General features: G+C 53.3%; 12 protein-coding genes, 2 tRNA genes and 1 rRNA gene. 3 read left to right on the top strand and 12 right to left on the bottom strand.

Annotated features, from left to right (window positions below; all coding sequences use genetic code 11):
• Window positions 1–29 precede the first annotated feature (29 nt).
• The gene (ilvC, locus tag ACJHWT_RS15235) at window positions 30–1,505 is read right to left on the bottom strand and encodes a ketol-acid reductoisomerase (protein WP_000024951.1); all 1,476 of its coding nucleotides are present in this window, start codon (window positions 1,503–1,505) and stop codon (window positions 30–32) included.
• Window positions 1,506–1,654: 149 nt separating this feature from the next.
• On the opposite strand from ilvC, the gene ilvY reads away from it, so the two are divergent.
• A complete protein-coding gene (gene ilvY, locus ACJHWT_RS15230) occupies window positions 1,655–2,548 on the top strand; it encodes an HTH-type transcriptional activator IlvY (protein WP_000365770.1) in 894 nt (297 codons plus the stop codon).
• A 51-nt stretch (window positions 2,549–2,599) separates the two neighbouring features.
• Here the strand turns inward: ilvY and ilvA are convergent, their stop codons facing one another.
• The 7 genes from ilvA to ilvL all read right to left on the bottom strand — a co-directional run bounded on the left by ilvA (window position 2,600) and on the right by ilvL (window position 9,155).
• Window positions 2,600–4,144, bottom strand: a complete 1,545-nt coding sequence (ilvA, locus tag ACJHWT_RS15225) for a threonine ammonia-lyase, biosynthetic (protein ID WP_024186197.1) — start codon at window positions 4,142–4,144, stop codon at window positions 2,600–2,602.
• Window positions 4,145–4,146: 2 nt separating this feature from the next.
• Entirely contained in the window at window positions 4,147–5,997 is a 1,851-nt protein-coding gene (ilvD, locus tag ACJHWT_RS15220) for a dihydroxy-acid dehydratase (RefSeq protein ID WP_001127381.1), read from the bottom strand.
• 64 nt (window positions 5,998–6,061) lie between these two features.
• Window positions 6,062–6,991 carry a branched-chain-amino-acid transaminase gene (gene ilvE / locus ACJHWT_RS15215; protein ID WP_000208520.1) on the bottom strand — a complete coding sequence of 310 codons (930 nt, stop codon included), beginning with the start codon at window positions 6,989–6,991 and terminating at the stop codon, window positions 6,062–6,064.
• A gap of 19 nt (window positions 6,992–7,010) precedes the next feature.
• Complete coding sequence (ilvM, locus tag ACJHWT_RS15210; protein WP_000983255.1) at window positions 7,011–7,274, bottom strand: acetolactate synthase 2 small subunit; 264 nt, start codon at window positions 7,272–7,274, stop codon at window positions 7,011–7,013.
• A complete protein-coding gene (gene ilvG, locus ACJHWT_RS15205) occupies window positions 7,271–8,917 on the bottom strand; it encodes an acetolactate synthase 2 catalytic subunit (RefSeq protein WP_001012580.1) in 1,647 nt (548 codons plus the stop codon). The genes ilvM and ilvG overlap by 4 nt, the downstream gene beginning before the upstream one ends.
• 2 nt (window positions 8,918–8,919) lie before the next feature.
• Entirely contained in the window at window positions 8,920–8,970 is a 51-nt protein-coding gene (gene ilvX, locus ACJHWT_RS15200; protein WP_001387183.1) for a peptide IlvX, read from the bottom strand.
• An 86-nt stretch (window positions 8,971–9,056) separates the two neighbouring features.
• Entirely contained in the window at window positions 9,057–9,155 is a 99-nt protein-coding gene (gene ilvL, locus ACJHWT_RS15195) for an ilv operon leader peptide (RefSeq protein WP_001311244.1), read from the bottom strand.
• A 352-nt stretch (window positions 9,156–9,507) separates the two neighbouring features.
• On the opposite strand from ilvL, the gene ACJHWT_RS15190 reads away from it, so the two are divergent.
• Window positions 9,508–11,028: a YifB family Mg chelatase-like AAA ATPase gene (locus ACJHWT_RS15190; protein ID WP_000058985.1), complete on the top strand. Its 1,521-nt coding sequence runs from the start codon at window positions 9,508–9,510 to the stop codon at window positions 11,026–11,028.
• A gap of 24 nt (window positions 11,029–11,052) precedes the next feature.
• Here ACJHWT_RS15190 and maoP read toward each other — a convergent pair whose 3' ends face one another.
• Window positions 11,053–11,391, bottom strand: a complete 339-nt coding sequence (maoP, locus tag ACJHWT_RS15185; protein WP_000841001.1) for a macrodomain Ori organization protein MaoP — start codon at window positions 11,389–11,391, stop codon at window positions 11,053–11,055.
• 118 nt (window positions 11,392–11,509) lie between these two features.
• Here maoP and hdfR point away from each other — a divergent pair, with 118 nt between their 5' ends.
• Complete coding sequence (gene hdfR, locus ACJHWT_RS15180; RefSeq protein ID WP_000379245.1) at window positions 11,510–12,349, top strand: HTH-type transcriptional regulator HdfR; 840 nt, start codon at window positions 11,510–11,512, stop codon at window positions 12,347–12,349.
• Between the two features lie 94 nt (window positions 12,350–12,443).
• Here hdfR and ACJHWT_RS15175 read toward each other — a convergent pair.
• The 3 genes from ACJHWT_RS15175 to rrf form a co-directional block, all read right to left on the bottom strand.
• Window positions 12,444–12,519, bottom strand: a tRNA-Trp gene (locus ACJHWT_RS15175).
• Between the two features lie 8 nt (window positions 12,520–12,527).
• Window positions 12,528–12,604, bottom strand: a tRNA-Asp gene (locus ACJHWT_RS15170).
• Window positions 12,605–12,658: 54 nt separating this feature from the next.
• Window positions 12,659–12,755, bottom strand: a 5S ribosomal RNA gene (rrf, locus tag ACJHWT_RS15165); the annotation flags it as partial.

Raw genomic sequence — 12,755 nt, 5'->3', positions numbered from 1 at the left:
GGGAGAAGGCCTTGAACTCTGAATCGCTATTAACCCGCAACAGCAATACGTTTCATATCCGTCATATAGCCGCGCAGTTTCTTACCTACCTGCTCAATCGCATGGCTGCGAATCGCTTCATTTACATCACGCAGCTGCGCGTTATCTACCGCACCTTCCGGAATAGCTTTACCCAGGTCGCCCGGTTGCAGCTCTGCCATAAACGGTTTCAGCAGCGGCACACAAGCGTAAGAGAACAGATAGTTACCGTACTCGGCAGTATCGGAGATAACCACGTTCATTTCGTACAGACGCTTACGGGCGATGGTGTTGGCAATCAGCGGCAGTTCGTGCAGTGATTCATAGTAAGCAGATTCTTCGATGATGCCGGAATCAACCATGGTTTCAAACGCCAACTCAACGCCTGCTTTTACCATCGCGATCATCAGTACGCCTTTATCGAAGTACTCCTGTTCGCCGATTTTGCCTTCATACTGCGGCGCGGTTTCGAATGCGGTTTTGCCAGTCTCTTCACGCCAGGTCAGCAGTTTCTTATCGTCGTTGGCCCAGTCAGCCATCATGCCGGAGGAGAATTCGCCGGAGATGATGTCGTCCATATGTTTCTGGAACAGCGGCGCCATGATCTCTTTCAGTTGCTCAGAGAGCGCGTAAGCACGCAGTTTCGCCGGGTTAGAAAGACGGTCCATCATCAGGGTGATGCCGCCCTGTTTCAGCGCTTCGGTGATGGTTTCCCAGCCGAACTGAATCAGTTTTTCTGCGTATGCCGGATCGGTGCCTTCTTCCACCAGCTTGTCGAAGCACAGCAGAGAACCAGCTTGCAACATACCGCACAGGATGGTTTGCTCGCCCATCAGGTCAGATTTCACTTCCGCAACGAAAGAGGATTCCAGCACGCCCGCACGGTGACCGCCGGTTGCAGCCGCCCATGCTTTAGCGATCGCCATGCCTTCGCCTTTCGGATCGTTTTCCGGGTGAACGGCAATCAGCGTCGGTACGCCGAATCCACGTTTGTACTCTTCACGTACTTCGGTGCCAGGGCATTTCGGCGCAACCATTACGACGGTGATGTCTTTACGGATCTGCTCGCCCACTTCGACGATGTTGAAACCGTGTGAGTAACCCAGCGCCGCGCCGTCTTTCATCAGTGGCTGTACGGTGCGCACTACATCAGAGTGCTGCTTGTCCGGCGTCAGGTTAACCACCAGATCCGCCTGCGGGATCAATTCTTCGTAAGTACCCACTTTAAAACCATTTTCGGTCGCTTTACGCCAGGATGCGCGCTTCTCGGCAATCGCTTCTTTACGCAGAGCGTAAGAAATATCCAGACCAGAATCACGCATGTTCAGGCCCTGGTTCAGACCCTGTGCGCCACAGCCGACGATGACTACTTTTTTACCCTGAAGGTAGCTCGCGCCATCGGCGAATTCATCGCGCCCCATAAAGCGACATTTGCCCAGCTGTGCCAGCTGCTGGCGCAGATTCAGTGTATTGAAGTAGTTAGCCATGGTGATTCCTCGTGATGTTGTGCTTCTTATTGTTCGGTTCGCGTTTGCGAGATTGAATTCACTATATGACAGGAAATTTATTGCGGAAATTGATATATTCACAACGTCACATTGCAATTTTTGCAACGTCAACATTGAGGGCTGCGCCTGTGGATTTACGTGATCTGAAAACCTTCCTGCATCTGGCGGAAAGCCGCCATTTTGGCCGTAGCGCGCGGGCAATGCACGTTAGCCCGTCTACGCTTTCGCGACAAATACAGCGCCTGGAAGAAGATCTCGGCCAGCCGCTGTTTGTGCGCGATAACCGCACGGTAACGCTGACAGAGGCGGGCGAAGAGCTGCGTGTTTTCGCCCAGCAAACGCTGTTGCAGTATCAGCAACTGCGCCACACCATCGATCAGCAAGGGCCGTCGCTCTCTGGCGAATTACATATCTTCTGCTCGGTGACCGCTGCCTACAGCCATCTTCCACCGATTCTCGACCGCTTCCGCGCGGAACATCCGTCAGTGGAGATCAAACTCTCTACCGGTGATGCGGCCGATGCGATGGAAAAGGTGGTCACTGGCGAAGCGGATCTGGCGATTGCGGGTAAACCGGAAACCTTGCCGGGCGCAGTGGCGTTTTCGATGCTGGAGAATCTGGCGGTGGTGCTGATTGCCCCCGCGCTGCCCTGCCCGGTGCGTAATCAGGTATCTGTCGAAAAGCCCGACTGGTCTACAGTGCCGTTTATCATGGCCGATCAGGGACCGGTACGCCGCCGCATTGAACTGTGGTTCCGACGCAACAAAATCAGCAACCCGATGATTTACGCCACGGTTGGCGGGCATGAAGCGATGGTATCGATGGTTGCGCTCGGCTGTGGCGTGGCGCTGTTGCCGGAAGTGGTGCTGGAAAACAGCCCGGAACCTGTACGCAATCGTGTAATGATTCTCGAACGAAGCGATGAGAAAACGCCGTTTGAGCTGGGCGTGTGTGCGCAAAAAAAGCGGCTGCATGAGCCGCTGATTGAGGCGTTCTGGAGGATTTTGCCGAACCACAAATGACGTTGTCGCGCGGGTAGGCCTGATAAGCGAAGCGCTATCAGGCATTTTTCCCTAACCCGCCAAAAAGAACCTGAACGCCGGGTTATTGGTTTCGTCGTGGCAATCGTAGCCCAGTTCATTCAGCCGGATTTCAAAATCCGGTTCATGATCGCCAAGCTCGAACGCCGCCAGTACGCGCCCGTAGTCGGTACCGTGGCTGCGATAATGGAACAGCGAGATGTTCCAGTGCGTACCCAGCGTGTTGAGGAAGCGCAGCAGCGCGCCCGGTGATTCCGGGAATTCGAAGCTGTAGAGGCGTTCCTGCAACGGATGCGATGGACGCCCGCCAACCATATAGCGCACATGCAGCTTCGCCATTTCGTCGTCGGAGAGATCAACCACGCTGTAGCCGCCGTCGTTGAGCATCTGCAAAATTTCTTTGCGCTCTTCGAGACCGCGGCTCAGGCGCACGCCGACAAAAATGCAGGCGTTTTTGGCATCAGCAAAGCGGTAGTTGAACTCGGTGACCGAGCGCCCGCCAAGCAACTGGCAGAATTTGAGGAAGCTGCCCTTCTCTTCCGGGATGGTCACCGCCAGTAACGCTTCGCGCTGTTCACCCAGTTCACAGCGTTCCGAGACGTAGCGCAGGCCGTGGAAGTTCACGTTAGCACCGGAAAGAATATGCGCCAGCCGTTCACCGCGAATGTTGTGCTGGGCGATGTATTTTTTCATCCCTGCCAGCGCCAGCGCGCCAGAGGGTTCAGCCACCGCGCGTACATCTTCGAACAGGTCTTTCATCGCCGCACAGATGGCATCGCTATCGACGGTGATGATGTCGTCAAGATACTCCTGGCACAAACGGAAGGTTTCATCGCCGATGCGTTTTACCGCGACGCCTTCAGCAAACAGCCCCACGCGCGGCAGATCAACCGGATGACCCGCATCCAGCGCTGCTTTCAGGCAGGCGGAGTCTTCCGCTTCTACGGCGATCACTTTGATTTGCGGCATCAGCTGTTTGATCAGCACCGCCACGCCCGCAGCCAGACCACCGCCGCCGACTGGCACAAATACGCGGTCGAGATGGGCGTCCTGCTGGAGCAGTTCCAGCGCCAGCGTACCTTGCCCGGCGATCACCATCGGATGATCGAACGGCGGCACCCAGGTGAACCCCTGCTGCTGTGACAGTTCGATCGCTTTGGCTTTCGCTTCATCAAAGTTCGCGCCATGAAGCAGCACTTCGCCGCCGAATCCTCGTACCGCATCAACTTTGATATCGGCGGTGGCGGTTGGCATGACGATCAGCGCCTTCACGCCTAACCGTGCGGAAGAAAACGCGACGCCCTGCGCGTGGTTACCCGCAGAAGCGGTGATCACGCCGTGCGCTTTTTGTTCTTCCGTCAGGCCCGCCATCATGGCGTATGCGCCGCGCAGCTTAAAGCTGTGTACTGGCTGGCGATCTTCGCGCTTCACCAGAATCACGTTATCAAGACGCGACGACAGTTTTTCCATTTTCTGTAGCGGCGTGACCTGCGCCGCTTCGTAGACCGGCGCGCGCAGCACCGCTCTTAAATATTCGGCACCTTCAGGGGCACCGGACAGGGGTTGTGAGTCTGCCATCATTAACCCCCCAGTTTCGATTTATCGCGCACCGCGCCTTTGTCGGCGCTGGTTGCCAGGCTGCCGTAGGCACGCAGCGCAAAGGAAACCTGGCGTTCACGGTTTTTCGGCGTCCAGGCTTTGTCGCCACGAGCTTCCTGCGCTTCACGACGCGCCGCCAGTTCAGCATCGCTTACCTGTAACTGAATGCCACGGTTCGGAATGTCGATGGCAATCATGTCGCCGTCTTCAATCAGACCAATGCTGCCGCCGCTTGCCGCTTCCGGCGAGACGTGGCCGATGGAAAGACCAGAGGTGCCGCCGGAGAAGCGTCCGTCGGTGATCAGCGCGCAGGCTTTACCGAGCCCCATTGATTTCAGGAAGCTGGTTGGGTAGAGCATTTCCTGCATGCCGGGGCCGCCTTTCGGGCCTTCGTAACGGATCACCACCACATCGCCAGCGACAACTTTGCCGCCGAGAATCGCTTCTACCGCGTCATCCTGGCTTTCGTACACTTTCGCCGGGCCGGTGAATTTGAGGATGCTGTCATCGACGCCCGCGGTTTTAACGATGCAGCCGTTTTCTGCGAAATTACCGTACAGCACCGCCAGACCACCGTCTTTGCTGTAGGCGTGTTCCAGCGAGCGGATACAGCCGTTTGCGCGATCGTCATCGAGAGAATCCCAACGGCAATCCTGCGAGAATGCCTGTGTAGTACGAATGCCTGCCGGGCCTGCGCGGAACATATTTTTTACCGCGTCATCCTGGGTCAGCATAACGTCGTATTGTTCCAGCGTTTGCGGCAACGTCAGGCCAAGTACGTTTTTCACATCACGGTTCAGTAACCCCGCGCGATCCAGTTCGCCGAGAATACCGATAACACCACCAGCACGGTGAACATCTTCCATATGGTATTTCTGGGTGCTCGGCGCAACTTTACACAGCTGCGGAACCTTGCGGGAAAGCTTATCGATATCACTCATGGTGAAGTCGATTTCCGCTTCCTGCGCCGCCGCCAGCAGGTGAAGTACGGTGTTGGTAGAGCCGCCCATCGCGATATCCAGCGTCATGGCGTTTTCAAACGCCGCCTTACTGGCGATATTACGCGGCAGTGCACTATCGTCGTTTTGCTCGTAATAACGTTTGGTCAATTCAACAATGCGTTTACCGGCATTGAGGAACAGCTGCTTACGGTCGGCGTGGGTTGCCAGCAACGAGCCGTTGCCCGGCTGCGACAGGCCCAGCGCTTCGGTCAGGCAGTTCATTGAGTTAGCGGTAAACATCCCGGAGCAGGAACCGCAGGTTGGGCATGCGGAACGTTCAACCTGATCGCTCTGGGAGTCAGAAACTTTCGGGTCTGCGCCCTGGATCATCGCATCAACCAGATCGAGCTTGATGATCTGATCGGACAGTTTGGTTTTCCCGGCCTCCATCGGGCCGCCGGAAACAAAGATCACCGGAATATTCAGGCGCAGGGAAGCCATCAGCATCCCCGGGGTGATTTTGTCGCAGTTAGAGATGCAGACCATGGCGTCGGCGCAGTGGGCGTTGACCATATACTCAACGGAATCAGCGATCAGTTCGCGAGATGGCAGTGAATAAAGCATCCCCCCGTGGCCCATGGCAATCCCATCATCCACCGCAATGGTGTTGAACTCTTTGGCAACGCCGCCAGCCGCTTCAATTTGTTCGGCGACCAGTTTACCAAGATCGCGCAGATGGACGTGACCCGGTACAAATTGGGTGAACGAGTTCACAACCGCGATAATCGGCTTACCGAAATCGGCGTCGGTCATTCCGGTGGCGCGCCACAGCGCACGAGCACCCGCCATATTACGACCATGAGTGGTGGTGGCGGAACGGTACTTAGGCATACTTTATTTACTCCCAGTGTCTGTCTCGTAAATGGGACGGTGCGTGCCGTCCCATTTTTTGTATTTATTGATTAACTTGATCTAACCAGCCCCATTTATCTTCGGTTTCGCCAGTGAAGAGGCCGAAGAAGGCTTGCTGAATGCGTTTGGTAACCGGGCCACAACGGCCTTCGCCAACCTGAATACCGTCTACGCTGCGCACTGGCGTGATTTCTGCCGCCGTACCGGACATAAACACTTCATCCGCCAGGTACAGGGATTCGCGCGACAGCACCTGCTCACGCACTTCAATTCCCAGCTCTTTTGCCAGTTTGATGATGGCATCACGGGTAATACCCGGCAGCGCGGAGGAGGTGAACGGTGGGGTGAACAGCACACCATCTTTCACTTCAAACAGGTTTTCGCCTGCGCCTTCAGAGATATAACCGTTCACATCCAGCGCGATACCTTCCTGATAACCGTGGCGGCGCGCTTCGCTACCCACCAGCAGGGAAGATAGATAGTTACCACCGGCTTTTGCCGCCGTCGGGATGGTGTTTGGTGCTGCGCGGTTCCAGGAGGAAACCATCGCATCGATCCCCTGCTCCAGCGCTTCTGCACCCAGATAGGCCCCCCACGGGAAAGCGGCAATAATCACATCGGTTGAGTATCCCGCTGGCGGGTTTACGCCCATGCCAACATCACCGACGAAGATCAGCGGACGGATATAGGCGCTGGTGAGATTGTTTTTGCGGATCACGTCACGACAAGCTTCCATTAGCTCATCGATGCTCTGCGAAACCGGGAAGCGATAGATTTTGGCGGAGTCATGCAGACGCTGCATATGCTCACGATGGCGGAATACAACCGGTCCTTTGTGCGAGTCGTAGCAACGGATGCCTTCAAAAACCGAGGTGCCATAGTGCAGCGCGTGCGACATCACATGCACCTTCGCGTCTTCCCAGCGAACCATCTCCCCATTGAACCAAATGTAATCAGCTTTCTTCGTGGTCATTTTTATATTCCTTTTGCGCTCAGGCGCGGATTTGTTGTGATGTGGTTGTGCTCTGGCAGATGGCAACGTGTGCGACGTCCACCAGTTTATTTAACTGACTAAACAGTAAGTCGACCGACCGTGGGCTGGCAACGGTCAATTCGATATTTATATTTTGTGCATCGCTGGCGGCGGCCATATTCATTGAACAGACGTGGAAACCACGATGACGCACCACGCGTAAAACACGTTCTAAGGTTTCCGGATTGAAGCGAGCCGATACATTGACCTGATGTTGCATCATGATAATTTCTCCAACATTTCTGAATTACTGGCACCAGGCGGCACCAGCGGCCAGACGTTCTCAAATTCGTCGATTGAGACATGAAGCAGGTATGGCCCATCACTGTTCAGCATGGTGTCGAGTGCCGCTTCAACCTGGTCTTTATGGGTGATGTGTTGGCCAGGGATGCCGAAGGCGCTGGCTAACATGAGGAAATCGGGGTTATCGGTAAGGGTGGTTTCGCTGTATCGTTCCTGGAAAAACAGTTGCTGCCATTGTCGAACCATCCCTAACCGTTGGTTATCGAGTAAGACGATTTTCAACGGTAACTGCTTGCGTTTTACGGTGCCCAGCTCTTGCACATTCATCATGAAAGAGCCGTCACCGGAGATACAGACGACAGTATCGTTCGGTCGCGCGACTTGTGCGCCAACCGCCGCCGGTAAACCGAAACCCATGGTGCCTAAGCCGCTGGAGGTGATGAAGTTTTCCGGGCGAGTGTGGACGATGTGCTGGGCAGCCCACATCTGGTGCTGCCCCACATCTGTGGTCACGATGCAATCCGCAGATTTACGATCCGACAGTTGTTTTAACAACAACGGCGCGTAGATAGCGTCACCAGGATGGTCGTAACGCCAGGCATGTTCATCACGCAGTTGCGCGCAGTGTTGCTGCCAGTCATCGATATTTAACGGCTGCTGTAATGCTGGTAACAGAGCATTTAAATCATCCTGTAATGCCACATGTGCCTGACGCAGCTTGTTCATTTCTGCCGGATCGATATCCATATGGATAACGCTGGCGTGTGGTGCGAAGGTGTTCAGTTTGCCGGTCACCCGGTCATCAAAACGTGCGCCCACGGCGATCAGTAGATCGCACTCCTGCACTGCGAAGTTCGCCGCTTTGGTGCCGTGCATTCCCAGCATGCCCAGATAGTACGGATAATCTGCTTCAACTGCGCCCAGCCCTTTCAGCGTGCAGGTGGCAGGCATTTTTGTGGTAGCGAGAAATTCACGCAAAGCCGAAACTGCCTGCGCCATGCCCACGCCACCGCCAACGTACAGCATCGGTTTTTGCGCTTTTGCCAGCATCTGACGCGCTTGCTCGACTTCGGCATGTGGGAAAGTCACTTCGTTTTCAACGGTGGTGAACCACGGTTCCAGATCGCCGCTGGCTAACTGGATATCTTTTGGAATATCGACCAAAACCGGACCAGGACGACCAGAGCTGGCGACGTCAAACGCTTCGGCCATGATACGCGGTAACTCTTCCAGTGATTGCACCAGGAAACTGTGCTTGGTGCAGGCTAACGACAACCCCAGAATATCCACCTCCTGAAATGCGTCAGTGCCGATAAACGGTGCGGATACCTGACCGGTGATAGCAACAACGGGGATGGAATCTAACAGTGCGTCCGCAAGCCCGGTTATCAGGTTGGTTGCGCCCGGACCAGACGTGGCGATACATACGCCAGTTTTGCCAGTAGCACGGGCATAACCGATAGCCGCCATTGCCGCACCCTGTTCATGTCGGCACAGCAAGTGCTCCATGCCGCCGTCATACAATGCATCGTAAACCGGCATAATTGCGCCACCCGGATAACCGAAAACGGTATTCACACCCTGTGCCCGCAACGCATGTACCACCCACTGTGCGCCATTCATAGTTAGTTCCCCGTCCTGAATCTTGAGAAACAGAATTTTGTGCTGTTATTCATTGTCTGCTCCTCGGTTATGTTTTTAAGGTCAAAAAAAACCCCCGGACCTTTCGGTGCGGGGGTCTTAGTTCGTTAAGGCTTGATCTCTAAGCCTTTCCTCGTCCAAGTGCAGCCCCGCACGGTGGGATAATAATCACCACCACGCTAATCACGACCAGGCTAATCACTCGTAGAAGGGCTGTCATTTTGTCTTTTCTTGCATCTTGTTCGAAGGAATGCCTAAAGAGTTACCATAGATTTTGCGAATAGCACAAGATATTTTTTGGCCGATTTTTATGATGTCTTTAATAATTTCAAGAGAAATTGTTGTTTTTTAAAAAGAAAATAGTGAGTGAAAAAAATTCAATTTCAGTATGAATGTTGTTCCCTTCCTCGTAGTTCATCCTTTGCCCGCTGCATTTTTGCGAGCATCATTCCACCGCCAGAACAACTCAACTTCACTTGCACAAATAAACAGGAATCAGCCACTAAAATTCACGAATTAGCGGGCTACAGCAGCGATATCTTATGCACATAATGGTGACTCAAGGAGGGCTTATGTCACTGTCAATTGTTCATACCCGCGCAGCCCTGGGAGTAAATGCGCCCCCAATCACTGTTGAGGTACATATCAGTAAAGGTCTACCAGGCTTAACGATGGTGGGCTTACCAGAAACAACGGTAAAAGAAGCTCGCGATCGCGTGCGCAGCGCCATTATCAATAGCGGATATGAATATCCGGCGAAAAAAATCACCATCAACCTTGCTCCAGCCGATCTGCCAAAAGAAGGGGGACGATATGATTTGCCTATCGCTATTGCGTTACTGGCGGCCTCAGAACAGCTTACAGCCAATAAGTTAGATGAATATGAATTAGTCGGAGAACTGGCGCTTACAGGCGCTCTGCGTGGCGTTCCCGGCGCAATCTCCAGTGCAACTGAAGCTATTAAGTCGGGCAGAAAAATTATCGTCGCGAAAGATAACGAAGATGAAGTGGGGCTAATTAACGGTGAAGGATGCCTGATAGCCGATCATCTGCAGGCTGTCTGCGCGTTTCTGGAGGGTAAGCACGCTCTCGAACGCCCGAAACCAACTAATGCAGTATCCCGGGCGCAACAACATGATCTCAGTGATGTTGTCGGTCAGGAGCAAGGAAAGCGAGGACTGGAAATTACCGCCGCTGGCGGGCACAACCTTTTACTGATTGGACCGCCGGGAACAGGTAAAACAATGCTCGCCAGCCGTATTAATGGCCTTTTGCCAGATTTAAGCAATGAAGAGGCACTGGAGAGCGCAGCGATATTAAGTCTGGTAAATGCTGAATCAGTACAAAAACAATGGCGGCAGCGCCCGTTCCGCTCACCTCATCACAGTGCGTCGTTAACTGCGATGGTGGGCGGTGGTGCAATTCCAGGGCCAGGTGAAATTTCGCTGGCGCATAACGGCGTGCTTTTTCTTGATGAGCTACCTGAATTTGAACGGCGTACACTGGATGCCTTGCGAGAGCCGATTGAATCCGGGCAGATCCATCTTTCACGCACACGAGCAAAAATAACCTATCCAGCCCGTTTCCAACTTGTTGCGGCGATGAATCCCAGCCCTACCGGACATTATCAGGGAAACCATAACCGCTGCACACCAGAGCAAACGCTGCGTTATCTCAACCGGCTCTCTGGTCCCTTTCTCGACCGCTTCGATCTCTCACTGGAGATCCCATTACCGCCACCCGGCATTTTGAGTAAAACGGTAGTGCCGGGAGAAAGCAGCGCCACCGTTAAACAACGCGTAATGGCCGCCAGAGAGCGCCAATTTAAGCGGCAGAATAAACTGAATGCCTGGCTGGATAGTCCGGAAATACGCCAATTCTGCAAGCTTGAGAGCGAAGATGCGCAGTGGCTGGAAGAAACGCTGATCCATCTGGGGTTATCGATTCGTGCCTGGCAGCGGTTACTGAAAGTTGCACGAACCATTGCTGATATTGATCAGTCCGACATTATCACACGTCAGCATTTGCAGGAGGCAGTTAGCTATCGTGCCATTGACCGTTTGCTCATCCATCTGCAAAAACTACTGACATAAAAAAAGGGCATTTCGCCCTTTTTATTAATCGTCAGAATCGGTGTAGTCTTCAGCACCTTCAACCTGCGGTTTACCGCCGGAAAGGGTGTGAAAACGTTTTGGACGCTTGATACGCGTCATATACTTGGACCACACGCGTTCTGCTTCTGTCACTGGCTCACGTTCGCCACGGCATACTGCTACGAAGAGTTTCTCTTCCTCGGTAACCGGCTCGCGTTTGCCAAGATCCAACTCATTGAAGGCATAACCATGACGCTCAAGCAGTTGTGCCTCTTTGATGGTGAAGTCACCATGACGAGAGAATCCACGTGGATAATGTTTATTGTCGAAATATCGATTAGTCGTCGTAAAGCTTTCCGCCATCCTGCACGCTCCTAATTCTTTGACCGAGCTAGTTATGGCGCGGAGTATTAGTTACGCTTGACAGAGTGTAAAACAAAACATTTAAATCATAACGACAAATAATTTTGCGGAGAGCACTGTGGATACGGAATTGTTAAAAACTTTCCTGGAAGTTAGCCGAACGCGTCACTTTGGTCGAGCAGCTGAATCGCTCTATCTGACCCAATCAGCCGTGAGCTTTCGAATCAGACAACTGGAAAATCAACTGGGTGTGAACCTTTTCACCCGCCACAGAAACAATATCCGTTTAACCGCTGCTGGTGAAAAACTACTGCCTTATGCAGAAACGCTCATGAGCACCTGGCAGGCCGCCCGTAAGGAGGTGGCGCATACCTCACGACATAACGAGTTTTCTATCGGTGCCAGCGCCTCGTTGTGGGAATGTATGCTTAATCAGTGGCTTGGACGCTTGTATCAAAATCAAGATGCCCATACAGGCTTACAGTTCGAAGCGCGAATTGCCCAACGACAGTCTCTGGTAAAACAGCTGCATGAACGCCAGCTTGATCTTCTTATTACCACTGAAGCGCCCAAAATGGACGAATTTAGTAGTCAGTTGCTGGGGTATTTCACTTTAGCGCTTTATACCAGTGCCCCTTCTAAACTAAAGGGAGATCTTAACTATCTGCGACTGGAGTGGGGGCCAGATTTTCAACAGCATGAGGCAGGTTTGATCGGTGCTGACGAAGTTCCCATTCTGACAACCAGTTCTGCTGAACTGGCACAGCAACAGATTGCGATGCTTAATGGTTGCACCTGGCTACCCGTCAGCTGGGCGCGTAAAAAAGGCGGCCTGCACACCGTTGTCGATAGCACAACACTTTCACGGCCGCTTTATGCCATATGGCTGCAAAATAGCGATAAAAATGCGTTGATTCGCGATCTATTGAAAATTAACGTGCTGGATGAAGTGTATTAATCTGAATGGCTGGCAAGGATGCCGGTAGAAGGATTTACTTCGGAGAGGTTATTTCAGATAAAAAAAATCCTTAGCTTTCGCTAAGGATGATTTCTGGCAGGGGCGGAGAGACTCGAACTCCCAACACCCGGTTTTGGAGACCGGTGCTCTACCAATTGAACTACGCCCCTAATTAGGGTGGCGGAACGGACGGGACTCGAACCCGCGACCCCCTGCGTGACAGGCAGGTATTCTAACCGACTGAACTACCGCTCCACCGAATTATTTTACAACCACCGGTTTTATGACCGGCTTACTGCTTAATTTGATGCCTGGCAGTTCCCTACTCTCGCATGGGGAGACCCCACACTACCATCGGCGCTACGGCGTTTCACTTCTGAGTTCGGCATGGGGTCAGGTGGGACCA

It is taken from the genome of Escherichia sp. WS338 (assembly GCF_046486405.1).
In the GTDB taxonomy this organism is placed as follows: domain Bacteria; phylum Pseudomonadota; class Gammaproteobacteria; order Enterobacterales; family Enterobacteriaceae; genus Escherichia; species Escherichia coli.
Note: the sequence above shows the minus strand (reverse complement) of the source record. Positions and strands in the feature narration are given on the sequence as shown.

What these genes read in the sequence shown, in the direction of transcription:
- ilvE (WP_000208520.1), bottom strand. Translation starts at nt 6,991, where the DNA reads ATGACCACGAAGAAAGCTGATTACATTTGGTTCAATGGGGAGATGGTT.
- ilvM (WP_000983255.1), bottom strand. Translation starts at nt 7,274, where the DNA reads ATGATGCAACATCAGGTCAATGTATCGGCTCGCTTCAATCCGGAAACC.
- ilvL (WP_001311244.1), bottom strand. Translation starts at nt 9,155, where the DNA reads ATGACAGCCCTTCTACGAGTGATTAGCCTGGTCGTGATTAGCGTGGTG.
- ilvG (WP_001012580.1), bottom strand. Translation starts at nt 8,917, where the DNA reads ATGAATGGCGCACAGTGGGTGGTACATGCGTTGCGGGCACAGGGTGTG.
- ilvA (WP_024186197.1), bottom strand. Translation starts at nt 4,144, where the DNA reads ATGGCAGACTCACAACCCCTGTCCGGTGCCCCTGAAGGTGCCGAATAT.
- maoP (WP_000841001.1), bottom strand. Translation starts at nt 11,391, where the DNA reads ATGGCGGAAAGCTTTACGACGACTAATCGATATTTCGACAATAAACAT.
- ACJHWT_RS15190 (WP_000058985.1), top strand. Translation starts at nt 9,508, where the DNA reads ATGTCACTGTCAATTGTTCATACCCGCGCAGCCCTGGGAGTAAATGCG.
- ilvC (WP_000024951.1), bottom strand. Translation starts at nt 1,505, where the DNA reads ATGGCTAACTACTTCAATACACTGAATCTGCGCCAGCAGCTGGCACAG.
- ilvD (WP_001127381.1), bottom strand. Translation starts at nt 5,997, where the DNA reads ATGCCTAAGTACCGTTCCGCCACCACCACTCATGGTCGTAATATGGCG.